Genomic DNA, 24,227 nt, shown 5'->3' on the forward strand with positions numbered 1-24,227 from the left:
CAAAAAAAAGGCCGCCCCTGGGGGCGGCCCTCGTCAGGCGCCGTGGCCTGCTCGATTACTGGCGGGCGGTGGCGCTGCCGGCGCCGGCGTCCACCCCGGCGGTGACGATCTTGCCGTCGACCACCGGCAGGCGGTCGGCCTGCGGCTCCTCGTCCAGGCGCACGGTGGCTTCCTGGCCCTGGTAGCGGTAGGTCACGTCGTAGCCGACCACCTTGTCCTCGGTGCCCAGCGCGACGCGCTCGCCCGGCTTGCTGCCCAGGCGCATGGTGCCGGTGGTGCCGTCCGGGTTGCGGTAGGTCACGTTGTAGCCGACGACCTTGCTCGACTCGGTGGTGGCGTACTCGGTGCGGCACTGGCGTTCAGTGCGGGTGACGACCTTGCCGCCCACATGGCGCTTGTCGACCTGGTTGCCGATCACGCCACCGGCGACCGCGCCGGCCGCGGTGGCGGCCTTCTTGCCCTTGCCGCCGCCGACCTGGTTGCCGATCAGGCCGCCGATGACGGCGCCGGCCACGGTGCCGCCGACGTTGCCGTCACGCTCCGGCAGGCGCTCCTGCACGACCACGTCCTCGCACACTTCGTGCGGCACGCTCTGGCTGGTGGCTTCGCGCACCGGATCGGTGGCGATCACGGTGCCGTAGCGCTTTTCCTTCTCGGTCACCGGGGCGACCGCGACGATGTCGGCGTATTCCAGCGCCGGCTCCTGCGGCAGCAGCACCTCGCTGGCCGGGGTATCACCCTCGAGCGCCGGCGCGGTGACCGCAGCCACGTCCGGGCTGGAATCACGGTTGTTCATGTATGCGGCGGTGGCGATGCCGCCGACCAGCAGGGCACCTGCTGCGATAAGAACGGTAGTGGCTTGCTTCATGGCCCTGGCTCCTGCGGGACTGTCCCGCTGTTTGACGGCCGCATTCCATCACGGCGAACCTGAACAGGAGCAGGAACAAATTTCCAACATCCGCACGCGCCCGCTGCTCCGCGGCATTCTGGTACCCAGTCCCATCCACCGGAGCCCACGTCATGGCCAACCCTATGCTGCTGCCATTCCTGGAATGGGCGCGCCGGCTGCGCTTCCCCACCCTGTTCAAGCTCACCGCCGCGGTGTTCGCGATCAGCGTGCTGCTGCCCGATCCGATCCCTTTCATCGACGAGATCGCGCTGGGCCTTGGCACCCTGGTGCTGGCCAACTGGAAGCGCCGCAAGGATCCGCTGCCGCCCCGCACGCAGGTATTGCCGCGTCGCCGCTGAGGCCCCACGGATGGAGCTGGTCGACAGCCATTGCCACCTGGACGTGGCCGAGTTCGATGCCGATCGCGACGCGGTGATCGCCCGTGCGCGCGAAGCCGGCGTGCGCCGCCAGGTGGTGCCGGCGATCAATGCGGCGGGCTGGCCCGGACTGCGCGATGCCTGCCGCGCGGCGCCGGGCCTGTACCCGGCCTATGGCCTGCATCCGGTGTTCCTGGCCGGGCACGAGCCCGCGCACCTGGACCAGCTGCGCGAATGGGTCGAGCGCGAGCGCCCGGTGGCGATCGGCGAATGTGGCCTGGATTTCTTCATCCAGGACCTGGACCGCAGCGCGCAGTCCGGCTATTTCGATGCCCAGCTGCGGCTGGCGCGGGATACCGGCCTGCCGGTGATCGTGCACGCGCGCCGCGCGGTGGACGCGGTGATCGCCGCGATCCGCCGCATCGGTGGTGCCGCCTCGGGCCAGCCCTCGCGCCTGCGCGGCGTGGTCCACAGCTTCTCCGGCAGCCCGGAACAGGCACGCCAGCTGTGGGACCTTGGCTTCCTCGTCGGCCTCGGCGGCCCGGTCACCTACGAGCGTGCCCAGCGCCTGCGCCGGCTGGTAGCCGACATGCCGCTGGAGTTCCTGCTTTTGGAAACCGACGCCCCGGACCAGCCGGGCGCCTGCCATCGCGGCCAGCGCAACGAGCCGGCACATCTGGTCGAGGTGCTGGAGACGATCGCCCGCCTGCGCGACGAGGATCCGGCGGTGATCGCCGCGGCCACCACGGCCAACGCCGAGCGCCTGTTCGGCCTGCCGCCGGCCTGACCGCTCAGCTGGCTACGGCGCAGGCGAAGCCGCCTGCCCCGGTGCTGACCGCCGGCCGCCCCTTGAGCAGCAGTTCCAGCGCCTTGCCGGCGGCGGCGAAGGCGAACGCGCCGGTGACGTGGGTCGCCGCGCCGAGCCCGCCGCCGCAGTCGAGCTTCAGCGCCGCCTGCGCATCCAGTTTCGGGCGGATGCCGCTGACGCTGCCGTCGATCTGCGGGTACTTCACGTTCTCCAGCGAGTACACCGCCGGCACGCCGAAGAAACGGTCGGGATTGCGCGGGAAGCCGAAATCCGCGCGCAGCTTCTTGCGCACCAGCGCCAGCATGGCGTCGTGCTCGGTGCGCGAGAGGTCGCGCACCCGCACCAGGGTCGGGTCGGTGCGGCCGCCCGCCGAGCCCACGGTCAGCACTGGCTGCCGCCGGCGCCTGCACCAGGCGATGGCCTCGAGCTTGGTGCGGAAGCTGTCGCAGGCATCGACCACCAGGTCATAGCCCCCGCCCAGCAGCTCCTGCAGGTTGCCCGGGGTCAGGAACTGCACCACCGGGCGCGCGTCCACCTGCGGGTTGATCAGGCGGCAGCGTTCGGCCATGGCCTCGGCCTTGCCGCGGCCGTACTGGCCGGCCAGCGCCGGCAGTTGGCGGTTGGTGTTGGACACGCACAGGTCGTCGGCATCGATCAGCACCAGGGTGCCGACCGCCGAGCGCGCCAGCGCCTCGACCAGCCACGATCCCACGCCGCCGAGGCCGACCACCGCCACGCGGCGCCCGGACAGCCATTGCGCGGCGCCAACGCCGTAGAGCCGGTCGATGCCGGCAAACCGTTCCTGCAAAGTCGCTTCCATGGCGCACATTCTACCGGCGCGCCATGCCCGGACGGCTGCAAGCAGCGGCGGCGGCCCCTTATCATTACGCGCCTTCCACCGGAGCCCGCCTGATGGCCAGCCAGCCCACCCGTAGTCCTTCCACCGCCAAGCGCTACCTCGTCGTCTTCATCATCGGCCTGATGGTCGGCGTGGTCGCGGCGGTGATGCTGCTGCGGGCGCTGCAGGCGCGCCAGGATCCGTTCCCGGGCGCGGTGATGCAGGTGATGGCGCACCAGACCCAGGCCCTGAAGGCCACCGCCGCGGCCAACCGCTGCTCCGCGCACGACTCGGTGCCGCGCCTGCAGTCGCTGCGTGCCGTGGCCAACGACCTGGAGGCGGCCTTCCCGGGCCTGGGCGACGACTCCCGCTTCGCCGGCGCCGCCAGCAGCCTGCGCGCCAACCTCGACCAGGCCCTGGCCGCGCCGCCGGCCAACTGCGCCGAGGTCACCGCGACCCTGGAGAAGATCGGCAACGACTGCCGCGCCTGCCACCAGGATTTCCGCTGAACCATCGCTGATGGTGGGCGCCCCCGGCGCCCTCCACATCGCCCGTGGTTGGCACTCCATTCACGGGGTCGCGGCAAGGATGCAGCCACGGACGCGGCCAGACCGCCTCCTCCGGACCACCGCCAAGGAGATCCATCATGAAGTCCCGCATCCTCTGCGTCGCCGCGCTCGGCACCCTCGCCCTCGCCGGCTGCGCCAGCACCTCGCCCAACTACGGCTACGGCTCGTCCTATCCGTCCGGCCCCTCCTATCCGGTGCAGCAGTCGTGCATGGACTGCGGCATCGTCACCCGCATCGACGCGATCGCTTCCGGCCGCAGCGCGCCCTCGGCCACCGGTGCGATCCTCGGCGGCATCGTCGGCGCGGTCGCCGGCCATGAGATCTCCGACAAGACCGGCGGCAGCAAGGGCAACCAGAACATCTCCGCGGCCGCCGGCGCCGCTGCCGGCGCGGTCGCCGGCAACTCGATCCAGAACCGCGTCACCGGCGACACCTACAACATCCACGTGCGCATGGACGATGGCCGCACCGTGGTCGTGAACCAGCGCGACCTCGGCGGCATCCGCGAGAACACCTACGTCCGCGTGGTCAATGGCAAGGTCGTGATCCGCTGAGCGGACCTGCCCCAACCCCGCAAAAAGAAACGGCCCGCAATGCGGGCCGTTTCGGTACTGCAGGATGTCGCCCCGCTCAGGCGGCCTGCACCGCGTCGGCCTGCAGGCCCTTCTGGCCCTGGACCACGGTGAAGGTCACCTTCTGGCCTTCCTTGAGGCTCTTGAAGCCCTGCATCTGGATGGCACGGAAGTGGACGAACACGTCCTCGCCGTTCTCACGGCTGATGAAGCCAAAGCCCTTGGCGTCGTTGAACCATTTGACGGTCCCGGTCTCGCGCTCTGCCATTACTGCTACTCCTGGAACTTTGCTGGGTGGTGGTTACGCCGTTGCCACGGCGGCTGGTTGCAAGGAGTACGCGAGGTGGAACGATGAAGCAGACCATCACCGGAGGACCTACCGCATCACGGTGACCTTGCCAAGCGCAGCGGCCCCAAACTTACCGCCGGCCCACGGCGAATGCAATCATCCCCGGGCCACCCCGATTCCCAAGGAAAACCATATGGATATAACGGTCTTGTGGTACCTGCTGGCCGGGCTGCTGGTGCTGGCCGGACTGGCCGGCGTGGTGCTCCCCGCCCTGCCCGGCCTGCCGCTGGTGTTCACCGGAATGGTGCTTGCGGCCTGGGTGGATGGGTTCGACCGGGTCGGCGGCTGGACCATCGCCGTGCTGGGGTTCCTCACGCTGCTTTCGGTCGCGGCTGACATCCTTGCCGGCGCGGTCGGCGCACGCCGCCATGGTGCAGGCCGGATGGCGGTGGCCGGGGCGGCGCTTGGCACCATCGTGGGGATCTTCTTCGGACTGCCGGGGCTGCTGCTCGGGCCGTTCGTGGGCGCGGTACTGGGTGAGCTCTGGCATACCCGGGACCTGCCCCAGGCCGCCCGCGTGGGTGTTGCGACCTGGATCGGGCTGCTGCTGGGCGCGGCCTTGAAGGTCGCACTCGCCTTCGCCATGCTCGGCCTGTTCGTGCTGGCCTGGCTTTTCTGAATACGTAACAGCACTGCAGGAGCATTCCTTGAACCGGAAGTCCCCCCTCGCCGCGGCCCTTGGCGCCGTGCTTGCCTGCGCCCCGCCCGTGCTGGCGGCGCAGGAAATCACCGCGCGACCGGCCACCGCCGACGCCTGCCTGGCGATCTCGTCCAACGCCCAGCGCCTGGCCTGCTATGACGCCGCGCTGGGCTACGCCACCCCCTCGCCCCAGGAGGCCGACTTGGCCGCCGACGCCGCCGAGCGCGCGGTCGCCGTGGTCGAGGAGGCCGTCGATGCCGGCGAGGCCGACGCCCGCCAGGCCGAGCTGTTCAAGCGCGACCTCGATCCGCAGGCCCGCGCCACCATCGCCAATGCCGGCCGCGGCTCGCTGCTGGACAGCCGCTGGGAGCTGGCCAAGGACTCCAAGCTGGGCATCTTCCAGCTGCGCGCCTACAAGCCGGTGTACGTGCTGCCGGGCTTCTGGACCAGCAAGGTCAACGCCACGCCGTCCTCGCCCAACCCGTCCAACACGGTGACCACGCCGGAGCAGCTGGACAGCATCGAGGCCAAGTTCCAGCTGAGCTTCAAGACCAAGGTTGCCGAGGACCTGTTCGGCGACAACGGCGACGTCTGGGTCGGCTACACCCAGAGCTCGCGCTGGCAGGCCTACAGCTCCGAGACCTCGCGCCCGTTCCGCGAGACCAACTACGAACCAGAAGTGATGCTGGTGTTCCGCAACAACTACAGCCTGTTCGGCTGGAAGGGGCGGATGGCCGGGATCAGCCTCAACCACCAGTCCAACGGCCGCAGCGATCCGTTCTCGCGCAGCTGGAACCGGGTGATCCTCAACGTCGGCCTGGACCGCGACAACTGGGCGCTGATGCTGCGCCCCTGGCACCGGATCGAGGAGAGCCGCGGCGACGACAACAACCCGGACATCGAGGACTACATCGGCCGCGGCGACGCGCTGCTGGTGTACAACCGCAACGGCCACGAGCTGAGCCTGACCGCGCGCCACTCGCTGCGTGGCGGCGACCGTGCCCACGGCTCGCTGCAGTTCGACTGGGGATTCCCGATCAACAACCTCCTGCGCGGCCACGTGCAGGTCTTCGATGGCTATGGCGAAAGCATGATCGACTACAACCACAAGGCCACCTACATCGGCATCGGCTTCGCCCTGCTGGAATGGTTCTGATGCGTGCGACGATCTGGCACAACCCCCGCTGCTCCAAGTCCCGCGCCGTGCTCGAGCTGCTGCGCGCGCAGGGCATCGAGCCGGTGATGTTCAACTACCTGGCGCATGCGCCGGATCCGCAGACCCTGCGCCGGGTGGCGTCCGAATGCGGCGGCGCCCGCGCCCTGGTCCGCGATGGCGAGGCGATCTACGGCGAGCTGGGCCTGGACGAGGCGGACGACGAAGCGCTGCTGGAAGCGATGCACGCGCATCCGCAACTGATCAACCGTCCGGTGGTGATCACCCGCCGCGGCGCGCGCCTGTGCCGGCCGCCCGAGACGGTGATGGAACTGCTCGAATGAGCCACGCCGCTGCACGGCCACCGCTGCCCGTGGTGGCCGGGGGCAGGCTCAGGTCCAGTCGCTGATGCCTTCGCGGCGGTAGACCTCGGCAAAACTGGGCAGCGCTTTCATCCGCCTCGCGTAATCCTGCAGCACCGGCCAGCTGTCGGTCGGCCTGGGCATGTTGCGCGACCAGCGCATCAGCATGGTCAGCACGAAATCCACCGCCGTGCGCTGCCTGCCAAGCATGTACGGGCCATTGCCCTCCAGGTGGTGGGCCACCTGCTGCCAGGCCGCTTCAAGCGCGATGCGTGCCTGGGCCTTGGCCGCCTCCCCGTTGCCCGGGCCCGCCGGCTCGGCCGGATAGAACCAGGCGCGGTAGTGCGGCATCAGCGTGTATACGCAGAAGCACATCCAGCGGTAGTAGTCGCCGCGCGCCGGGGTGCCCGGCGCCGGTGCGAGCCCGGCCTGCGGATACAGGTCGGCAAGGTGCATGGCGATGGCCGCCGACTCGGTCAGCACCTGGCCGTCGATCACCAGGGTGGGCACGCGACCGGCGGGATTGAGGGCCAGGTACTCCGGTGACTTCTGCTCGCGCCTGTCGAAGTCCAGCTGGTGCAGCTCGTGTTCAATGCCCAGTTCGACCAGCAGCCAGTGCACCACCAGCGAGGCGGTGCTTGGGGAACCATAGAGGACGACAGGCATCGCGCGGCTCCTTGGGATGGAAGCGGCGATTATCGCCCCGCCCCGGCCGCAAAAAGCACGGGCCGGCATTGCTGCCGGCCCGTCGGTGCGAAGCGATGGAGCCTGGCTCAGGCCACGACCACCGGGATCTTGCCGATCCGGGCCTGCCACTGCTTCGGGCCGGTCCTGTGCACCGATTCGCCGGTCGAATCCACGGCGACGGTCACCGGCATGTCCTTGACCTCGAACTCGTAGATCGCCTCCATGCCCAGGTCCTCGAACGCGACCACGCGGCTGGCCTTGATCGCCTTGGACACCAGGTAGGCCGAACCGCCGACCGCCATCAGGTACACGGCCTTGTTGTCGCGGATGGCATCGATCGCCGCCTCGCCACGCTCGGCCTTGCCGACCATGCCCAGCAGGCCGGTCTGCTCCAGCATCTGCCGGGTGAACTTGTCCATGCGGGTGGCGGTGGTCGGGCCGGCCGGGCCGACGACCTCGTCGCGCACCGGATCGACCGGGCCGACGTAGTAGATGAAGCGGTTGGTGAAGTCCACCGGCAGCTTCTCGCCGCGGTTGAGCATGTCGACCATGCGCTTGTGCGCGGCGTCGCGGCCGGTCAGCAGCTTGCCGTTGAGCAGCAGGACCTCGCCCGGCTTGAAGCTGGCCACTTCCTCGCGGGTGATGCTGTCCAGGTCCACGCGGCGGGCGTTGGTCGGGTTGTAGGTCAGCTTCGGCCAGTCCTCCAGCGACGGCGGGTCGAGGGCGACCGGGCCGCTGCCGTCCAGGGTGAAGTGGGCGTGGCGGGTGGCCGCGCAGTTGGGGATCATCGCCACCGGCAGGTTGGCCGCGTGGGTCGGGTAATCCTTGATCTTGATGTCCAGCACCGTGGTCAGGCCGCCCAGGCCCTGGGCGCCGATGCCCAGCGCGTTGACCTTCTCGTACAGCTCAAGGCGCAGCTCCTCGACCCGGTTGGACGGGCCGCGGGCGACCAGTTCCTGGATGTCGATCGGCTCCATCAGCGCTTCCTTGGCCAGCAGCATCGCCTTCTCGGCGGTGCCGCCGATGCCGATGCCGAGCATGCCCGGCGGGCACCAGCCGGCGCCCATGGTCGGCACGGTCTTCATCACCCAGTCGATGATCGAGTCGGACGGGTTGAGCATGGCGAACTTGCTCTTGGCCTCCGAACCGCCGCCCTTGGCCGCGACGATCACGTCCACCTTGTTGCCCGGCACGACCTTGACGTTGACCACGGCCGGGGTGTTGTCGCGGGTGTTGAGGCGCTTGCCGGCCGGATCGGCCAGCACCGAGGCGCGCAGCTTGTTGTCCGGGTGGTTGTAGGCGCGGCGCACGCCCTCGTTGACCATGTCCTCCACGCCCATGGTCGCGTCGTCCCAGCGCACGTGCATGCCGATCTCGAGGAACACGGTGACGATGCCGGTGTCCTGGCAGATCGGACGGTGGCCCTCGGCGCACATGCGCGAGTTGATCAGGATCTGCGCCATCGCGTCCTTGGCCGCGGGCGATTCCTCGCGCTCGTACGCGGCGGCGAGGTTCCGGATGTAGTCGACCGGGTGGTAGTAGCTGATGTACTGCAGCGCGTCGGCGACCGACTGGATCAGGTCCTCCTGGCGGATGGACACCGGGGTGCTGGACGGGCTGGACGAGGCGGAAGCGGTCACGGCTGGCTCATTGGCAGGCGGAAAACCCGCCCATTTTAGGCCAAAGTGGGCCTGCGACCGGGCCCCCTGTCACACCGGCACACGCTGTTCCGTCCTGGGACCAATGCAACCTGTTGATCATTTCCATCGACATCAGCACCGCCTGCTGGCCCTGGCCTACCGGCTGCTGGGCACGCGCGCGGACGCCGAGGACGTGGTCCAGGACACCTGGCTGCGCTGGCACCGGGCCGACCAGGCCGCAATCGCCGATCCGGAAGCCTGGCTGGTGACCGCCGCCACCCGGCTGGGGATCGACCGCCTGCGCGCAGCCCGGCGCCGGCGCGAGGTCTATCCGGGCCCGTGGCTGCCGGAGCCGGCCTCCGTCGCCGCCGACGCCCCGGCCGCGAACGAGCCCGCCGACGAGGCACCTGGCCCGGCGCGGGCGCTGGAGCGGGCCGAGGAGGTGTCGCTGGCCTTCCTGGCCGTGCTGGAGCGGCTGGGTCCGGAGGAGCGCGCCGCCTTCCTGCTGCGGGAAGTCTTCGACTACGACTACGCCGCCATCGCGGAACTGCTGGGACGCAACGAGGCGGCATGCCGGCAGATGGTGCATCGGGCGCGCGGCCGCGTCGCCGAGGCGCGGCCGCGCTTCGGGGTCGATCCGCGCCACCACCGCCGGCTGCTGGACAAGTTCATGCACGCCGCGCGCGACGGCGACCGCGAAGCGCTGCAGGACCTGCTCCACGCCGACGCGCAGCTGGTCTCCGATGGCGGCGGCAAGGCACTGGCCGCGATCCGTCCGCTGCATGGGGCTGAGCGCATCGCCCGGCTGTTCTGGGCCGTGGCACGCCGGCGCGACCCGGCGGTGCGCTGGCAGCTCGGCCTGGCCAACGGCGAACCGGCGATCCTGCGCTATCGCGGCGGCGAACTGGTGGGCATCACGGTGGCCACCAGCGAGGACGGACGCATCACTGCGCTCTACACCGTCGCCAATCCGGACAAGCTGGCTGTCACGAACGCATCGCCCGGTGCGTCCTCGTGGTGAAGGCGGCCATGGTGGCCGCCGCAGCAGAGAGCCACATGGACTTCCACCGCGTCGAATACCCGAAGCTTGTCCCCGCCGCATTCAAGGCGCTGTACACGGCCAGCACCGCCGTCCACGAGGGCGTCCTGGAACCCGCCCTGGTCGAACTGGTGTTCCTGCGCGTATCGCAGCTCAACGGCTGCGCCTACTGCATGGACATGCACGGGACCGCGCTGCGCAAGGCCGGCATCGAACCGCGCAAGCTCGATACCCTGGCTGGCTGGCGCGACAGTCGGTTCTTCGATGCGCGCGAGCGCGCCGCACTGGCCTGGGCCGAGGCGCTGACCACCCTGCCCTCCGGCGCGCCGGCCGATGCCACCTACGAGGCGCTGAAGGCGCACTTCGACGATGCCGGCATCGCCACCCTGACGATGGCCGCGGCCCTGATCCAGGCCTGGAACCGGCTCGGCGTGGGCCTGCAACCCGAGCTGCCCTGACCGCGACCGCTCAGCCCTGCGCGTCGAAGCGCTCGCGCAGGGCCTGGCGGTAGCGGCGGCTGCACGGCAGTACGCTGCCGTCCTTCAGGTGGACGCGCGCGTCGCCACTGTCCAGCGGCTCGATCGAGGCGACCTGGGACAGGGCGACCACGTGGCTGCGGTGGATCCGGGCGAAGCGGCCCGGGTCCAGCTGCTCCTCGACCCGGGCCAGGGTGCTGCGCAGCGGGTAATCGCGGCCACGCACGCGCAGGTTCACGTAGTTGCCCGAGGCCTGCAGCCACTCGATCTCGTCGATCGCCACCAGGAACTCGCGGCCCAGCTTGCGCACCAGGAACCGCTCCGGCCGCGGCGCGGGCCCGGCCGCCGGGCCGTCGTCCTCCACGCCGCTACCCGGCAGGCTGGCCTCGCCCTGCCAGCGCCGCATCAGGAACCGGTAGCCCTCCATCAGCACCACCATGGCGGCGAAGTCGCGTGCGTCCTTGAGGTACTCGTAGGCCAGGCCGCGCGGCCAGGGGCCGAAGTCGTAGTCAGCGCCCATCGCGGCGTAGGCCAGCTCGCGCAGGCCGACCATGGCCAGCACGTGGACCAGGCACAGCACCACGCTGGCGACGGCATACAGCGCCAGCCGCCGCCACAGCCGGTGCCAGTAGAAGGGGAAGCGGCCGGTGAACCAGGCCACGCCGGGGACCAGCACCAGCAGCCACACCAGCGCGCTGGAGCCCTCCCACACCACCGGCTCCCAGGACGCCGAACCGGCGCCCAGGCGGCGCAGGTCGATCAGGGTGGTCAGGCTGTTGCCGAGGAAGTTGGCCAGGATCAGCGCGGTCCACAGCCCCGCCTCAACCCAGGGTTTCCAGGGGAGGTAGCGCTGGTAGGACAGGGGCTGGTTCGGCATCGGCGCATTCTAGCCACCGTGTCCCGCCGGCCGGCCCCGGTTCGTCCCTGCCAGCCCGCGATCCGTCCCGGCGGGCGGTCGACTCGTCACCCTGCGTGCCGGCCACGGCCGCGCCGGTGCGAGCCTTGCCGGCCTCGACCCCGGAGCCGCCATGGATACGCCGACCTCCAGCACCACCCTTCCCGCCACCCGTCGCCACGACCTGGACTGGGTGCGGGTCTGCGCCTTCGGCCTGCTCGTCCTGTACCACGTGGGCATGTATTACGTGACCTGGGACTGGCACGTGAACAGCCCCTTCGCCAGCCACGCGCTGGAGCCGGCGATGATGCTCACCGCACCCTGGCGGCTGTCTCTGCTGTTCCTGGTCTCCGGCGTGGCCACCGCCTTCCTGCTGGCCCGGGCCCGGCGCCAGGCCGAGACCGGCGGCGGCCGGGCCAGGTTCCTAGGCGCACGCTCCTGGCGGCTGCTGGTGCCGCTGCTGTTCGGAATGGCCGTGGTCGTGGTCCCGCAGTCCTACTACGAAGTCGTGGAGAAGCTGCCCGGCGGCTACCACGACGGTTTCCTCGCGTTCTGGGGTCGCTACCTGCATGGCGACCAGGGCTTCTGCGGGCCTGAAGGCTGCCTGGTCCTGCCGACCTGGAACCACCTGTGGTTCGTGGCCTACCTGTGGGTCTACACCGTGGCGCTGTGGCTGCTCTGGCGCCTCGCCCGGCCCCTGCTGGAGCGCACCGCTCCTGTCCTTGGGCGGGCGCTGTCGGGCTGGGGCCTGCTGTTGTGGCCGGCGCTGGCGCTGGCCCTGGCGCGGCTGCTGCTGGTCGGCCGTTTCGGCTCGACCCATGCACTGGTGGACGACTGGTACAACCACGTGCAGTACTTCGGCGTGTTCCTGCTCGGATTCCTGGTGGCGCGCAGCGCCGGCTTCTGGGGTGCAGCCGAACGCCTGCGCTGGCCGGCGCTGCTGGCGTGGCTCGCCACCTGGGCCGCGCTGGCCGGCTACATGCACGCCTATGCGGACAGCGATCCGCCCGAGGCGCTGCGCATGGCGATGCGCGTGGCCTGGGGCGTGGACCAGTGGTGCGCGATCGTGGCGGTGCTGGGCTTCGCGCGGCGGCTGGCGCCGGGCGACGGCCCGCTGCTGCGCTACCTGGTGCCGGCGGTATTCCCGGTCTACATCCTCCACCAGACGCTGATCGTGGTCGCCGCGCACAACCTCAAGCCGCTGGCGCTGCACCCGCTGCTGGAAGGCCCGCTGCTGGTGGTGCTGGCGTTCGGCGCCTGCTTCGCCGCCTACGAGGTCATCCGCCGGGTGCCGCCGCTGCGGCCGCTGTTCGGGTTGCGGTACCGCGAGCGTGCGGCACCGGTCGCGGCTCAGGCCGGCGCGGCGTGCTCGACCACCAGCTGCACCGCGGCGCCGCCGCGGTAGTCGTCCGGCTGCAGGCGGTAGGCCAGGTGCAAGTGCGGCGCCGGCGCACCGCCCTGCCAGCCGCCGAAGTGGATCGCCGCCAGCGGCTCGCGCCGTTCGGGATGGCGCAGCCGCAGGCGCAGGTGGCGTTCGCCGATCGGGCGCCACTCCAGCACCTCGAAATGGCCATCGAACAGCGGCTCGGGGAAGCCCTGTCCCCACGGCCCGCCATCGCGCAGCGCCTCGGCGTGGAAACGGTCGAACTCCTGCGGCAGCAGCTCCCCGTCGCTCAGCAGCTCCGCCTGCAGCAGGCCGTCGTCCAGCGCCGCCTGCGCATGCGCCAGCCAGGCCTGTTCGAACGCCGGCAGGTTGGCCAGGTCCAGGGTCAGGCCGGCGGCCATGGCGTGGCCGCCGAAGCGCTGGACCAGGCCGGGGTGGCGCGCATCCACCGCCGCCAGCGCGTCGCGGATATGGAAGCCCGGGATCGATCGGGCCGAACCGCGCAGCACCTGCGCGCCAGGCTCGGCCGGGGCGAAGGCCAGCACCGGGCGGTGCAGGCGCTCCTTCATCTTCGAGGCCACCAGCCCGACCACGCCGGGATGCCATTCCGGGTCGAACAGGCACGGCGCCAGCGGCGGCGCGCCCTCGCCGATCCGTGCGCGGGACAGCGCGGCCTCGGCATCGTCGGTCATCGCCTGCTGCACGGCGCGGCGTTCGGCGTTGATGTCGTTGAGGATGCCGGCCAGCTCGCGCGCCCGTGCCGGGTCGTCGGTGAGCAGGCACTCGATGCCCAGGGCCATGTCCTCGAGCCGGCCCGCAGCATTGAGCCGCGGGCCGACCGCGAAGCCGATGTCCGCGGCGGTCAGGCAGGCCATGTCGCGGCCGCAGACTTCGACCAGCGCACGCAGCCCTGCACAGCCCTGGCCCGCGCGCAGGCGGCGCAGCCCGGCGGCGGCCAGGGCGCGGTTGTTCGCATCCAGCGGCACCAGGTCGGCGATGGTGCCGACCGCGACCAGGTCCAGCAGGGTCGACAGGTCGGGCTCGCCCTGCGGGAACGCACCGGCCTGGCGCAGGTGCCGGCGCAGCGCCACCAGCACGTAGAAGATCACGCCCACGCCGGCCAGGCACTTGCTCGGGAAGGCGTCGCCGGCGCAGTTCGGATTGACGATGGCATCGGCCGGCGGCAACTGCTGGCCCGGCAGGTGGTGGTCGGTGACCAGCACCTGCCAGCCGCGCGCGCGCGCCGCGGCGACGCCGGCATGGCAGGCGATGCCGTGGTCCACGGTGACCAGCAGTTCCGGCTGCAGCGCGGCCAGTTCGTCCACCAGCGCCGGCGAGAGGCCATAGCCGTGGACCATGCGGTTGGGCACCGCGTGCGAGACCCGCTTGGCGCCGAGCATCCGCAGGCCGCGCACGCCCACGGCGCAGGCGGTGGCGCCGTCGCAGTCGAAGTCGCCGACCACCACGATATGGCGGCCGTCGCGGATGGCCGCGGCGAGCAGCTCCAGCGCCGCCGCCAGGCCACCCAGCGCATCCGGCGGCAGCAGGTCGGACAGGCGCGGGCGCGCCAGCTCGAAGCGGTCGGCGCCGCGCGCGGCATAGATACGGCGCAGCAGCGGCGGCACGTTTCCGGGCCAGGACTCGCCCGGGGTGACCGGATCGCGGCGGCGGATGCGGGGTGCGGCCGGGGTCATGCGGGCCGGGATGCAGCGGTCATGCTTCCAGCGTGCGCAGCGGGCCGCGCCAGAACCGCCAGCGCTGGCCGCGGCGCAGGTGCAGCCGGGTGCCGTCCTCGAAATCCAGCAGCAGGGTGTCGAACTCGTCGCGCTCCATCGACGCCAGCAGCGGCGGCAGCACCTGGCTGCCCAGCACCTCGAGCGAACGCAGGTGGCGCAGGTCGACCAGGCTGTCGCCGATCGCACCGCGCGGCGCATCGGCCGCAGGCGCGGCGATCGCGGCACCGGACTCGCCGGCCAGGGCCTGCAGCAGCGGATCGGGACTACGCACGTTCATGTAGCCGGACTGCACGCTGTCCGGCGCGACGCCGGCGCCCCAGAACCACAGCGAATTGACCGCGACCCGGCCATGGTCGACCCGGGCACGGTTCCAGGGATGCTGGTGCAGGGCGATCTGGACCTCGGTGATCAGTGCACGCCAGCGGCGCGCGACCGCATCCTCGCCCTGCGGCAGCGCGGCGAACAGGTCGTCGCCGACCGCATCCTCCGGCGCGGTGAACTCCGGCAGCGGGGTGCCGGGCGGCATGCGCAGGTACCAGCGCGCCGGATGCGGGGCATCCAGCTCGAAGCCAGCATCGCCGAACAGCGGACGCAGGATCGGCAGCAGCGCCTGCGCGTCCAGCACGTCCATGCCCAGGCCCTCGCCCCAGCCCAGCAGGCGGACGCCGTTGAGGTCGGGCGCCACGTGCGCCGGATCGGCGCGCAGCCACAGCGAATCGCCGGCATCGCTGCCGGCATCGGCGCGGCGGGTCAACGCGGCGACCGGCCAGTGGTCGGGGGTGAGGCGGAAATGGCGGCGCAGCTGGGCGCGGCTGCCGCCCTCGAGCTGCTCGCGGTCGGCCCGCCCGCAGGCGCGCGCGGCGACCGGGGGCAGCTCGCCGGGCAACCTCGCCCGGGCCGGCAGCAGCAGCGCGATGGCGGTCATCGCCGGTGGCTCAGCCCAGGTACTCGACGCTGACGATCTCGTACTCGCGCTGGCCGGCGGGAGCGTCGATCACGATCGCATCGCCCTCCTCCTTGCCGATCAGCGCACGCGCCACCGGCGAGGAGATCGCGATCAGGCCCTGCTTGATGTCGGCCTCCAGGTCGCCAACGATCTGGTAGCGCACTTCCTCGTCGGTCTCGACGTCGGCCAAGGTCACGGTGGCGCCGAACACCACCTTGCTGCCGGCATTGAGCTTGGTCACGTCGATCAGGTCGGCGTGCGACAGCTCGCTCTCCAGCTGCTTGATCCGGCCTTCGATGAAGCCCTGCTGCTCGCGCGCGGCGTGGTACTCGGCGTTCTCCTTGAGGTCGCCGTGGCCACGCGCCTCGGCGATGGCCGCGATCACTTCCGGACGCTTGACCGTCTTGAGGTGGTCAAGCTCCTCGCGCAGGCGCTGGGCGCCTTTCAGGGTCATGGGGGCTCTCACGATTGCAGCTCCTTGTGCAGCTCCTGCAGCGACCAGACCGGGCCGGTCCCGCGGAATTCAAGCGAATGCACCAGCGCCTTGGCGCCGGCGACGGTGGTCGAATAGGTGACGCGCTGCTGCAGGGCCTCGCGGCGGATCGAGAACGAGTCGGAGATCGCCGCACGGCCTTCGGTCGTGTTGACGATGTAGGCAATCTCGCCGTTCTTGATCGAGTCGACGATGTGCGGGCGGCCTTCGGCGACCTTGTTGATCACCGTGCAGGCCACGCCGTTCTCTTCCAGCCACTGCGCGGTGCCGCGGGTGGCGACGATGCTGAAGCCGCGCTCGACCAGGGCCTTCGCCACCGGCAGCACGCGCTTCTTGTCCGGATCGCGGACCGAGACGAACGCCTTGCCCGGCTGCGGGGCCCTGATGCCGCCGGCCTCCTGCGCGCGCGCCATGGCCGCGCCGAAGCTGCGGCCCACGCCCATCACCTCGCCGGTGGAACGCATCTCCGGGCCCAGGATCGGGTCCACACCCTGGAACTTGGCGAACGGGAAGATCGCTTCCTTCACCGAGTAGTAGGCCGGGACCACTTCCCTGGTGGCGCCCTGCTCGGCCAGGCTGCGGCCGGCCATGCAGCGCGCGGCGATCTTGGCCAGCTGCACGCCGGTGGCCTTGGACACGAACGGCACGGTGCGCGAGGCGCGCGGGTTCACTTCCAGCAGGTAGACGGTGTCTTCGCCTTCCTCGTTGGTCTGGATCGCGAACTGGGTGTTCATCAGGCCGACGACATTGAGGCCCTTGGCCAGCTCGACCACCTGGCGACGCAGCTCGGCCTGGGTCGCCTGCGACAGCGAGTACGGCGGCAGCGAGCAGGACGAGTCGCCCGAGTGCACGCCGGCTTCCTCGATGTGCTCCATCACGCCGCCGATCAGGGTGTTGCCCTCGGCGTCGGCGATCAGGTCGACGTCGACCTCGACCGCGTTGTCCAGGAAGCGGTCCAGCAGCACCGGCGAGTCGTTGGAGACCTTCACCGCGTCGCGCACGTAGCGGGCCAGGTCGGACTCGCCGTACACGATCTCCATGGCGCGACCGCCAAGCACGTAGCTCGGGCGCACGACCAGCGGGTAGCCGATCTCGCGGGCCAGGGCCAGCGCCTCGTCGGCGGTGCGCGCGGTGCGGTTCGGCGGCTGCTTCAGGCCCAGCTTCTCGACCAGCTGCTGGAAGCGCTCGCGGTCCTCGGCCAGGTCGATCGAGTCCGGGCTGGTGCCGATCACCGGCACGCCGTTGGCTTCCAGCGCGCGGGCGAGCTTGAGCGGGGTCTGGCCGCCGTACTGCACGATCACGCCCTTCGGCTGCTCCAGCTCGACGATCTCCAGCACGTCCTCGAGGGTCAGCGGCTCGAAGTACAGGCGGTCGGAAGTGTCGTAGTCGGTGGAGACCGTCTCCGGGTTGCAGTTGACCATGATGGTCTCGTAGCCGTCCTCGCGCAGGGCGAGTGCGGCGTGGACGCAGCAGTAGTCGAACTCGATGCCCTGGCCGATGCGGTTCGGACCGCCGCCCAGGATCATGATCTTCTCGCGGTCGCTCGGGTTGGCCTCGCACTCGTCCTCGTAGGTCGAGTACAGGTAGGCGGTGCTGGTGGCGAACTCGGCGGCGCAGGAGTCCACGCGCTTGTACACCGGACGCACCTTGTGCGCGCGGCGCAGGGCGCGGATCGCGGCCTCGTTGGTGCCGGCCAGCTGGGCCATGCGGGCGTCGGAGAAGCCGTCGCGCTTGAGCTTGCGCAGGCGCGCGGCGTCCAGCGAAGCCAGGCCTTCGGCGGCCACGCGCTTCTCCTCCTGGATGATCTCCTCGATCTGGTCCAGGAACCACGGGTCGATGAAGGACAGCGCGTGGATCTCCTCCACGCCCATGCCGGCGCGGAAGGCGTCGGCCACGTAGAACAGGCGCTCCGGGCCGGGAGCCTTGAGCTCGCGGCGCAGGGTGGCCAGGTCTTCCTCGTCCGCCAGGTCCAGGCCGGTCGGGTCGAAACCGACCTTGCCGGTCTCCAGGCCGCGCAGGGCCTTCTGCACCGACTCGCGGAAGGTGCGGCCCATGGCCATCACCTCGCCCACCGACTTCATCTGGGTGGTCAGGCGCGAATCGGCCTGCGGGAACTTCTCGAAGGCGAAGCGCGGGATCTTGGTGACCACGTAGTCGATCGCCGGCTCGAACGAGGCCGGGGTCTTGCCGCCGGTGATCTCGTTCTTCAGCTCGTCCAGGGTGTAGCCCACCGCCAGCTTGGCCGCGACCTTGGCGATCGGGAAGCCGGTGGCCTTGGAGGCCAGTGCCGAGGAACGCGACACGCGCGGATTCATCTCGATCACGACCACGCGGCCGGTCTGGGCGTTGATGCCGAACTGCACGTTCGAGCCGCCGGTATCCACGCCGATCTTGCGCAGCACCGCGATCGAGGCGTCGCGCAGGCGCTGGTATTCCTTGTCGGTCAGGGTCTGCGCCGGGGCCACGGTGATCGAGTCACCGGTGTGCACGCCCATCGGGTCCAGGTTCTCGATCGAGCAGACGATGATGCAGTTGTCCGCGGTGTCGCGGACCACCTCCATCTCGAACTCCTTCCAGCCCAGCACCGATTCCTCGACCAGCACCTCGTGCACCGGCGACAGCTCGAGGCCGCGCTTGACGATCTCCTCGAACTCCTCGCGGTTGTAGGCGATGCCGCCGCCGCTGCCACCCAGGGTGAAGGACGGACGGATGATGGTCGGGTAGCCGACCTTGGCCTGGATCTCCACCGCCTGCTCGAAGCTCCTGGCCACCTCGGCCTTCGGGCACTCCAGGCCGATCTCCTGCATGGCCACGCGGAACAGCTCGCGGTCCTCGGCCATGCGGATGGCTTCGCGCTTGGCGCCGATCAGCTCGACGTTGTACTTCTCGAGCACGCCGTTGTCGGCCAGGTCCAGGGCGCAGTTGAGCGCGGTCTGGCCGCCCATGGTGGGCAGCAGCGCGTCGGGCTTCTCCTTGGCGATGATCTTCTCGACCGTCTGCCAGTTGATCGGCTCGATGTACACCGCGTCGGCGGTGTCCGGGTCGGTCATGATCGTGGCCGGGTTGCTGTTGACCAGCACCACCCGGTAGCCCTCCTCGCGCAGCGCCTTGCACGCCTGCGCGCCCGAATAGTCGAACTCGCAGGCCTGGCCGATGACGATCGGGCCGGCGCCGATGATGAGGATGGTCTTTATGTCGCTGCGCTTGGGCATTTCGTTCTCTGGATTGCGGGGAGCGCGCCTGGTGGCTGCGGCTCCCGGGCCGGTAGGCGTGTCGAGGGGCGGTCAGGCCGCCATCGACGCCACGAAGCGGTCGAACAGGGGCGATACGTCGTGCGGGCCCGGCGAGGCTTCCGGGTGGCCCTGGAACGAGAACGCCGGTGCGTCGGTCAGCTCGATGCCCTGGTTGGTGCCGTCGAACAGCGAGCGGTGGGTGACGCGCACGTTGGCCGGCAGGCTGGCCTCGTCCACCGCGAAACCGTGGTTCTGCGAGGTGATCAGCACGCGACCGGTGTCAAGGTCCTGCACCGGGTGGTTGGCGCCATGGTGGCCGTTGGCCATCTTCATGGTGCGCGCGCCGGCGGCCAGGGCCAGCAGCTGGTGGCCCAGGCAGATGCCGAACAGCGGGACCTTCCTGGCCACGAACTCGCGGATCGCCGCGATCGCGTAGTCGCACGGCTCCGGATCGCCAGGCCCGTTGGACATGAACACGCCGTCCGGGTCGAGCGCCAGCACCTCGGCGGCCGGGGTCTTCGCCGGCACCACGGTCACTTCGCAGCCGCGCTCGGCGAGCATGCGCAGGATGTTGGTCTTCATGCCAAAGTCGTAGGCCACCACGCGGAACTTCTTCTCCGCGGTCACGAAGGCGTTGGCGTCCAGGTCCAGCTGGCCCTCGGTCCAGGCGTAGCGCTCGGTGGTGCTGACCACCTGGGCCAGGTCCATGCCCTTCAGGCCTGGGAACTTGCGCGCCGCTTCCAGCGCGGTCTCGACGTCGATGCCCTCGCCTGCCATCAGCGCGCCGTTCTGGGCGCCGCGCTCGCGCAGCAGGCGGGTCAGCTTGCGGGTGTCGATGCCGGCGATGGCGACCACGCCGCGGGCGGCCAGCCAGTCCTGCAGCGGAGCCTCGCTGCGCCAGTTGCTGGGACGTCGCGGGACGTCGCGCACGATCAGGCCGGCCGACCAGACCTTGGCGGCCTCGTCGTCCTGCCCGGTGCAGCCGGTGTTGCCGATGTGGGGATAGGTCAAGGTGACCAGCTGGCGCGCATAGGACGGATCGGTCACGATCTCCTGGTAGCCGGTCATGGCGGTGTTGAACACCACTTCACCCACGGCCAGGCCACTGGCGCCTACGGATTCGCCCTCGAACACGGTGCCGTCTTCGAGGACGAGGATTGCGGGATGGGTCACGTCGTTCGCCTTCAGGTGGAGGAGCCCTGTCGCCGGCCCGCCAGAGGCAGGCTGCAAAAAACCGCGGACTGGCATCTCTCCGGTCCGGGCATGGGGGTAACAGGCGAGCGGGAATTGTACCGGCGACGCCCCCAAAAGGGAACGCCGCCGTTTACCTGGCGAATGGTTTCCCGGGTGACTCAGTCCTGCCCGAAAAGCAGGCCCCGCATGGTGTACAGGCCCGGCGGGCGGCCCGCGAGCACGCTCGCGGCCTGCAGCGCGCCGCGGGCGAAGATGTCGCGGTTGGTGGCGCGGTGGACCAGCTCGATACGCTCGCCCTGCCCGGCGAACTGCACCGTATGCTCGCCGACGATGTCGCCGGCGCGCAGGCTCGCGTAACGCGGCCCGGCGCCGCCGCGGGCGGCGGACTCGCCCAGGGTCAGGGCGGTGCCGGACGGCGCATCCTTCTTGTGGACGTGGTGCTGCTCGAGGATGTCGCAATCCCAGCCCTCGAGCGCGCGCGCGGCCTGCTCGACCAGGGCATTGAGCACGGCCACGCCGACGCTGAAGTTCGAGGCCCACAGCACCGGGATCGAGCCAGCGGCACCCTCCAGGGCCTGGCGCTGGGCATCGGAGATGCCGGTGGTACCGGACACCAGCGCCCGCCCGCGCTTGACGCACTGCACCAGCACCGGGTCGAAGCCCTGCGGCAGGCTGAAGTCGATGGCCACGTCGTAGTCGGGCACGCCGGAGAGCTCGGCGGCGGCGAACTGCGGGATTCCCTCCACAACCCGCTGCAGCGGCGCCCGCCCGGTGACGGCGGCGACCACCTGCCAGCGCTCCGGCGCTTCAGCTGCCAGTCGCAGCAAGGCCCGGCCCATGCGCCCGGAAGCGCCGTGAATGAGTACCCGCAGAGGCTTGTCCATAGGCCACGCAGGCTAGCCGTCCGGCATGGGCGCCGGCAAGCTCGCGGGTGGATCCATGTGGAAGCGCGGCCAGCGGCCGCGCGGATCACCAGACCAGGTCGTCGGGGACCTGGTAGCGCGGATCGGCGTAGGGATCCTCTTCCGCGGTGGCGTTGGGATCGACCTTCAGCGCCACGGCCTGCGGGAAGATCTGCTCGGCCTGGGCCAGCACCGCCCCTTCAACCAGGATGTAGCGGCCGTTGAGCTGGATCACGCCCAGCTCGCCGGCGTTGAGCCTGCGCAGCTGTTCGGCGTTGACGTAGACACGCTTGATCTTGCCGCCGTACTCGAAGTGGCGGGCGATGTCGGCCGCCTCGTCGTTGAGCACCTTGTCCTTCAGCAGCTCCTCCAGCCTGGCCCGCGCCTCGCGCCGCTGGCGCGCCTCTTCCTGGCGGCGCTGCTCGGCCTCGAGCCGCTCCTGCTTCTCCTGCTGCGCGCGTAGCGCCCAGGCCTTGCCCAGGTCCATCTCGCTGGCCGGCTTGCGCTGGGGCGCGGCGTCGCGGCGCTGGCCCGGCTTCTGGCCGGCGTCGCGGCCACGGCCACCTTGCCCCTGCGGCCCGCCCTTGCGGTTGCCGGACGGATGCTGCGGGCGCGGCTTGCCGCCGCCATCCCTGCGCGGCTGCGGGCGGCGTTCGGGCTCGGGCGCCTTGAAGCCGAGGGTGAGGAGCTGGTCGCGGAGGCTGTCGGTCATGTCTTCGGTCGGGCGCGGGCCCGGCATGCGTGGCGGCGGCGTGGCCGCCGCGCGTTCGTCGGATCAGTAGTGAGGCGGCGGCGGTTCGCTGCCGGGATCGGAGTACAGCGCGCCGCGCAGGCCGCGCAGGTCGGCCAGCACCGCCTGCAGCAGCGCGTCGGTGCGGGTGCGCTCCAGGCGCGCCTCGGCCAGCGCCTCGCTCATGTCCGACAGCGCCTGCTCCTGGAACGCCAGCCGCGTTTCCAGTTCAACCAGGCGTTGCTCGAGTTCGTCCTGCCCGTACTGCATGTCTTGCCGTTCCCTGCCGGCGCGCGTGCACCGGCGAATACTGGCCACGCCGCGGTCGCGGCGTGGCCGTGCCCTGCCTCAGCGGGCGATGTCGAGCAGCTCGACGTCGAAGGTCAGGGTCGCGTCCGGACCGATCACGCCGCCCGGAGCGCCGTTGGCGCCGTAGGCCAGGTCGGACGGGATCCAAAAGCGGTACTTGGCACCGACCGGCATCAACGCCACGCCCTCGGTCCAGCCGGCGATCACGTTGCCCAGCGGGAACACGGCGGGCTCGCCCCGGGTGTAGGAGCTGTCGAACACGGTGCCGTCCAGCAGCTTGCCCTCGTAGTTCACGCGGACGGTGTCGCTGGGCATCGGGCGCGGGCCGTTGCCCTGGCGCAGGACCATGTACTGCAGGCCAGACGGGGTGGTGATCACGCCCTTCTGCTTGCGGTTCTCGGCCAGGAACGCGGCACCCTGGCTGCGGTTGTTCTCGGCCTGGGCCTGCTGCTTGCGCACCAGGTAGCCCTGCACGGCGGCAGCGGCCTCGTCCTGGGTCATCAGCGGGGTGCCCTTGGCGAAGGCGGTACGCACGGCCTGCATCAGCACGGCCAGGTCGATGTCGTCCTTGAGCGGGGCCAGCGAGGGGCCGACCATGCGGTCGCCGACCAGCAGGCCGACCTGCTCGGCCGGCGGAACCGGCGGCTCGGCGCCCGGGGCCATGCCCGGGACGCGCTGGCCGGCACGCGCCGCCAGGGCGGTGCGCAGGGCGGCGTCGGTGGCGCGGGCCTGCTCCTCGGACTGCAGCGGCTCTTTGCCGGCGAAGGCATTGGCGACGGCGCGCTGCATGGCATCCAGGTCGACATGCGGGGCCAGCGGCTCGAACGAGCTGGCCACGTCCAGGCCCACGGCATAGCTGACCTTGTCCTTCTCGGTCGCCAGCGTGGCCTTGTCCTGGGCCATCGCCGCGCCAGTCATGACGCTCGCTCCCATCACCAGCGACGCCAGCGCGCCGCGCATGCGGTTGTTCATTCGTTACCTTTCCAATGAGGTGGATCGTTTGCCGGCGCATGGCCGGTCCGGGCGCATTGTCGCACGCGCGGCGACGGCGGTCAGCGCGTGCCGGCGGCGGCCCCGCGCGGTGCCGGGCGGGCCAGTTCGCGCTCGATCGCGGCCACCAGCGCCGGGTCGCCCGGCTCGACCTTGCTCGGCCAGTTGCCGACCACCCGCCCGCCCCGCGACACCAGGTACTTGTGGAAGTTCCAGCCCGGCTGCACGCCGGTGGCGGCGGCCAGGCGGCGGTAAAGCGGCGTGGCCTCCTCGCCGATCACGTGCACCTTCTCGTACATGGGGAACTCCACCCCGTAGGTCAGGGTGCAGAACTCCTGGATCTGGGCCTCGTCGCCCGGCTCCTGGCCGCGGAAATCGTTGGACGGGAAGCCGACCACCGAGAAACCGCGGGCGGCATAGCGCTTCTGCAGCGCCTCCAGGCCCTCGTACTGGGGGGTGAAGCCGCACTTGCTGGCGGTATTGACCACCAGCAGCACCTGCCCGGCGTGGCGCTCGGCCAGGTTCACCGGGCTGCGCGAGGCCAGCGGCCGGTACTCAAGGTCCAGCAGGTCGGCGCCCGCGGCCAGGGCCGCGCCCGGCCCCGTCATCATCAAACCCAATGCAATCAGCCACCTGGACATCTTTCTGAACTCCTGGGGTCGTGGCCTGGCATAGGCCATCAGTTGGGGTAACCGGCGTTTGACATCCCGTGTGTAGGTGTTATAGTTGAATACAACACCAGTCACCCAAAGCAGGGAGCACCATGAACCGCACTACCTACGCAGGTCGCCATTCCTGGCTCGTCGCGTCGGGCGCTGCCATGGCCCTGTGGACCTTGGCCTGGCTGCTACCCGCCCATCAGGGACGTGGGGGTGATTATGGCTCCGCCGAGGCCGTGATGGAGCGTGCCGAAGCCGAGCTGGAAGCAGCGACGGAGCGCCCGGCCCACCGGCTCCGCGCGTCGCTGTCCATGCCCTATTTCTCCTTTGCGCAGGCGCTGCGCACCCGGAGCTGAC

Annotated in this window: 27 protein-coding genes; 11 read left to right on the plus strand and 16 right to left on the minus strand. The window is 70.6% G+C overall.

Going from position 1 to position 24,227, the window contains the following annotated elements; genetic code table 11:
- Positions 1 to 55 precede the first annotated feature (55 nt).
- The gene (locus PSESU_RS08770; protein ID WP_013535416.1) at positions 56 to 868 is read right to left on the minus strand and encodes a glycine zipper 2TM domain-containing protein; all 813 of its coding nucleotides are present in this window, start codon (positions 866 to 868) and stop codon (positions 56 to 58) included.
- A 152-nt stretch (positions 869 to 1,020) separates the two neighbouring features.
- Between PSESU_RS08770 and PSESU_RS08775 the strand changes: the two genes are divergently transcribed.
- A complete protein-coding gene (locus PSESU_RS08775) occupies positions 1,021 to 1,248 on the plus strand; it encodes a DUF6116 family protein (RefSeq protein ID WP_013535417.1) in 228 nt (75 codons plus the stop codon).
- A 10-nt stretch (positions 1,249 to 1,258) separates the two neighbouring features.
- Positions 1,259 to 2,053, plus strand: coding sequence for a TatD family hydrolase (locus tag PSESU_RS08780; protein ID WP_013535418.1), 795 nt, complete (start codon positions 1,259 to 1,261; stop codon positions 2,051 to 2,053).
- 4 nt (positions 2,054 to 2,057) lie between these two features.
- On the opposite strand, the gene PSESU_RS08785 is transcribed toward PSESU_RS08780, so the two are convergent.
- The gene (locus PSESU_RS08785) at positions 2,058 to 2,894 is read right to left on the minus strand and encodes a tRNA threonylcarbamoyladenosine dehydratase (RefSeq protein ID WP_013535419.1); all 837 of its coding nucleotides are present in this window, start codon (positions 2,892 to 2,894) and stop codon (positions 2,058 to 2,060) included.
- 92 nt (positions 2,895 to 2,986) lie between these two features.
- On the opposite strand from PSESU_RS08785, the gene PSESU_RS08790 reads away from it, so the two are divergent.
- Together PSESU_RS08790 and PSESU_RS08795 are read left to right on the plus strand one after the other, a co-directional pair.
- The gene (locus PSESU_RS08790) at positions 2,987 to 3,421 is read left to right on the plus strand and encodes a cytochrome c (RefSeq protein ID WP_013535420.1); all 435 of its coding nucleotides are present in this window, start codon (positions 2,987 to 2,989) and stop codon (positions 3,419 to 3,421) included.
- A 137-nt stretch (positions 3,422 to 3,558) separates the two neighbouring features.
- Complete coding sequence (locus PSESU_RS08795; RefSeq protein ID WP_013535421.1) at positions 3,559 to 4,035, plus strand: glycine zipper 2TM domain-containing protein; 477 nt, start codon at positions 3,559 to 3,561, stop codon at positions 4,033 to 4,035.
- Between the two features lie 76 nt (positions 4,036 to 4,111).
- Here PSESU_RS08795 and PSESU_RS08800 read toward each other — a convergent pair whose 3' ends face one another.
- Positions 4,112 to 4,321: a cold-shock protein gene (locus PSESU_RS08800; protein WP_013535422.1), complete on the minus strand. Its 210-nt coding sequence runs from the start codon at positions 4,319 to 4,321 to the stop codon at positions 4,112 to 4,114.
- Positions 4,322 to 4,535: 214 nt separating this feature from the next.
- On the opposite strand from PSESU_RS08800, the gene PSESU_RS08805 reads away from it, so the two are divergent.
- From PSESU_RS08805 to arsC, 3 genes are read left to right on the plus strand one after another with little or no spacing between them, the layout of a single operon-like run.
- Positions 4,536 to 5,021, plus strand: a complete 486-nt coding sequence (locus PSESU_RS08805; protein ID WP_013535423.1) for a DUF456 domain-containing protein — start codon at positions 4,536 to 4,538, stop codon at positions 5,019 to 5,021.
- A gap of 28 nt (positions 5,022 to 5,049) precedes the next feature.
- Entirely contained in the window at positions 5,050 to 6,198 is a 1,149-nt protein-coding gene (locus PSESU_RS08810; RefSeq protein WP_013535424.1) for a phospholipase A, read from the plus strand.
- The gene (gene arsC, locus PSESU_RS08815; protein ID WP_013535425.1) at positions 6,198 to 6,539 is read left to right on the plus strand and encodes an arsenate reductase (glutaredoxin); all 342 of its coding nucleotides are present in this window, start codon (positions 6,198 to 6,200) and stop codon (positions 6,537 to 6,539) included. The genes PSESU_RS08810 and arsC overlap by 1 nt, the downstream gene beginning before the upstream one ends.
- 48 nt (positions 6,540 to 6,587) lie before the next feature.
- Here arsC and PSESU_RS08820 read toward each other — a convergent pair whose 3' ends face one another.
- Both PSESU_RS08820 and PSESU_RS08825 read right to left on the minus strand, forming a co-directional pair.
- On the minus strand, positions 6,588 to 7,223 hold the full coding sequence (locus tag PSESU_RS08820; RefSeq protein ID WP_013535426.1) for a glutathione S-transferase family protein: 636 nt from the start codon (positions 7,221 to 7,223) through the stop codon (positions 6,588 to 6,590).
- Between the two features lie 107 nt (positions 7,224 to 7,330).
- Complete coding sequence (locus tag PSESU_RS08825) at positions 7,331 to 8,845, minus strand: fumarate hydratase (protein ID WP_041764040.1); 1,515 nt, start codon at positions 8,843 to 8,845, stop codon at positions 7,331 to 7,333.
- Positions 8,846 to 8,987: 142 nt separating this feature from the next.
- On the opposite strand from PSESU_RS08825, the gene PSESU_RS08830 reads away from it, so the two are divergent.
- Complete coding sequence (locus tag PSESU_RS08830; RefSeq protein WP_013535428.1) at positions 8,988 to 9,905, plus strand: RNA polymerase sigma-70 factor; 918 nt, start codon at positions 8,988 to 8,990, stop codon at positions 9,903 to 9,905.
- Positions 9,906 to 9,940: 35 nt separating this feature from the next.
- On the plus strand, positions 9,941 to 10,381 hold the full coding sequence (locus PSESU_RS08835; protein WP_041764740.1) for a carboxymuconolactone decarboxylase family protein: 441 nt from the start codon (positions 9,941 to 9,943) through the stop codon (positions 10,379 to 10,381).
- A 10-nt stretch (positions 10,382 to 10,391) separates the two neighbouring features.
- Here the strand turns inward: PSESU_RS08835 and PSESU_RS08840 are convergent, their stop codons facing one another.
- Positions 10,392 to 11,276, minus strand: coding sequence for a LytTR family DNA-binding domain-containing protein (locus tag PSESU_RS08840; RefSeq protein ID WP_013535430.1), 885 nt, complete (start codon positions 11,274 to 11,276; stop codon positions 10,392 to 10,394).
- 151 nt (positions 11,277 to 11,427) lie between these two features.
- Between PSESU_RS08840 and PSESU_RS08845 the strand changes: the two genes are divergently transcribed.
- A complete protein-coding gene (locus tag PSESU_RS08845; RefSeq protein WP_013535431.1) occupies positions 11,428 to 12,699 on the plus strand; it encodes an acyltransferase family protein in 1,272 nt (423 codons plus the stop codon).
- Here the strand turns inward: PSESU_RS08845 and recJ are convergent.
- From recJ to PSESU_RS08895, 10 genes are all read right to left on the minus strand, one after another.
- Positions 12,645 to 14,372 carry a single-stranded-DNA-specific exonuclease RecJ gene (gene recJ, locus PSESU_RS08850; RefSeq protein ID WP_013535432.1) on the minus strand — a complete coding sequence of 576 codons (1,728 nt, stop codon included), beginning with the start codon at positions 14,370 to 14,372 and terminating at the stop codon, positions 12,645 to 12,647. The genes PSESU_RS08845 and recJ overlap by 55 nt on opposite strands.
- A 19-nt stretch (positions 14,373 to 14,391) precedes the next feature.
- A complete protein-coding gene (locus PSESU_RS08855) occupies positions 14,392 to 15,339 on the minus strand; it encodes a 2,3-bisphosphoglycerate-independent phosphoglycerate mutase (RefSeq protein WP_013535433.1) in 948 nt (315 codons plus the stop codon).
- A gap of 10 nt (positions 15,340 to 15,349) precedes the next feature.
- Positions 15,350 to 15,826 carry a transcription elongation factor GreA gene (gene greA, locus PSESU_RS08860; RefSeq protein WP_081459306.1) on the minus strand — a complete coding sequence of 159 codons (477 nt, stop codon included), beginning with the start codon at positions 15,824 to 15,826 and terminating at the stop codon, positions 15,350 to 15,352.
- Positions 15,823 to 19,065 carry a carbamoyl-phosphate synthase large subunit gene (gene carB / locus PSESU_RS08865; RefSeq protein ID WP_013535435.1) on the minus strand — a complete coding sequence of 1,081 codons (3,243 nt, stop codon included), beginning with the start codon at positions 19,063 to 19,065 and terminating at the stop codon, positions 15,823 to 15,825. The genes greA and carB overlap by 4 nt, the downstream gene beginning before the upstream one ends.
- A 72-nt stretch (positions 19,066 to 19,137) precedes the next feature.
- The gene (gene carA, locus PSESU_RS08870) at positions 19,138 to 20,259 is read right to left on the minus strand and encodes a glutamine-hydrolyzing carbamoyl-phosphate synthase small subunit (RefSeq protein ID WP_041764043.1); all 1,122 of its coding nucleotides are present in this window, start codon (positions 20,257 to 20,259) and stop codon (positions 19,138 to 19,140) included.
- Positions 20,260 to 20,438: 179 nt separating this feature from the next.
- Positions 20,439 to 21,164 carry a 4-hydroxy-tetrahydrodipicolinate reductase gene (gene dapB, locus PSESU_RS08875; RefSeq protein WP_081459307.1) on the minus strand — a complete coding sequence of 242 codons (726 nt, stop codon included), beginning with the start codon at positions 21,162 to 21,164 and terminating at the stop codon, positions 20,439 to 20,441.
- A gap of 85 nt (positions 21,165 to 21,249) precedes the next feature.
- Positions 21,250 to 21,894 carry a DUF2058 family protein gene (locus PSESU_RS08880; protein WP_041764743.1) on the minus strand — a complete coding sequence of 215 codons (645 nt, stop codon included), beginning with the start codon at positions 21,892 to 21,894 and terminating at the stop codon, positions 21,250 to 21,252.
- A gap of 63 nt (positions 21,895 to 21,957) precedes the next feature.
- The gene (locus PSESU_RS08885; RefSeq protein ID WP_013535439.1) at positions 21,958 to 22,182 is read right to left on the minus strand and encodes a SlyX family protein; all 225 of its coding nucleotides are present in this window, start codon (positions 22,180 to 22,182) and stop codon (positions 21,958 to 21,960) included.
- A gap of 78 nt (positions 22,183 to 22,260) precedes the next feature.
- Positions 22,261 to 23,193, minus strand: coding sequence for an FKBP-type peptidyl-prolyl cis-trans isomerase N-terminal domain-containing protein (locus PSESU_RS08890; RefSeq protein ID WP_013535440.1), 933 nt, complete (start codon positions 23,191 to 23,193; stop codon positions 22,261 to 22,263).
- 80 nt (positions 23,194 to 23,273) lie between these two features.
- A complete protein-coding gene (locus PSESU_RS08895; protein WP_013535441.1) occupies positions 23,274 to 23,852 on the minus strand; it encodes a glutathione peroxidase in 579 nt (192 codons plus the stop codon).
- 122 nt (positions 23,853 to 23,974) lie between these two features.
- Here PSESU_RS08895 and PSESU_RS08900 point away from each other — a divergent pair, with 122 nt between their 5' ends.
- Positions 23,975 to 24,226, plus strand: coding sequence for a hypothetical protein (locus PSESU_RS08900; protein ID WP_013535442.1), 252 nt, complete (start codon positions 23,975 to 23,977; stop codon positions 24,224 to 24,226).
- Position 24,227: the final 1 nt, after the last annotated feature.

Origin of the sequence: Pseudoxanthomonas suwonensis 11-1, from assembly GCF_000185965.1 — a bacterium.
GTDB classification, from domain to species: domain Bacteria; phylum Pseudomonadota; class Gammaproteobacteria; order Xanthomonadales; family Xanthomonadaceae; genus Pseudoxanthomonas; species Pseudoxanthomonas suwonensis_A.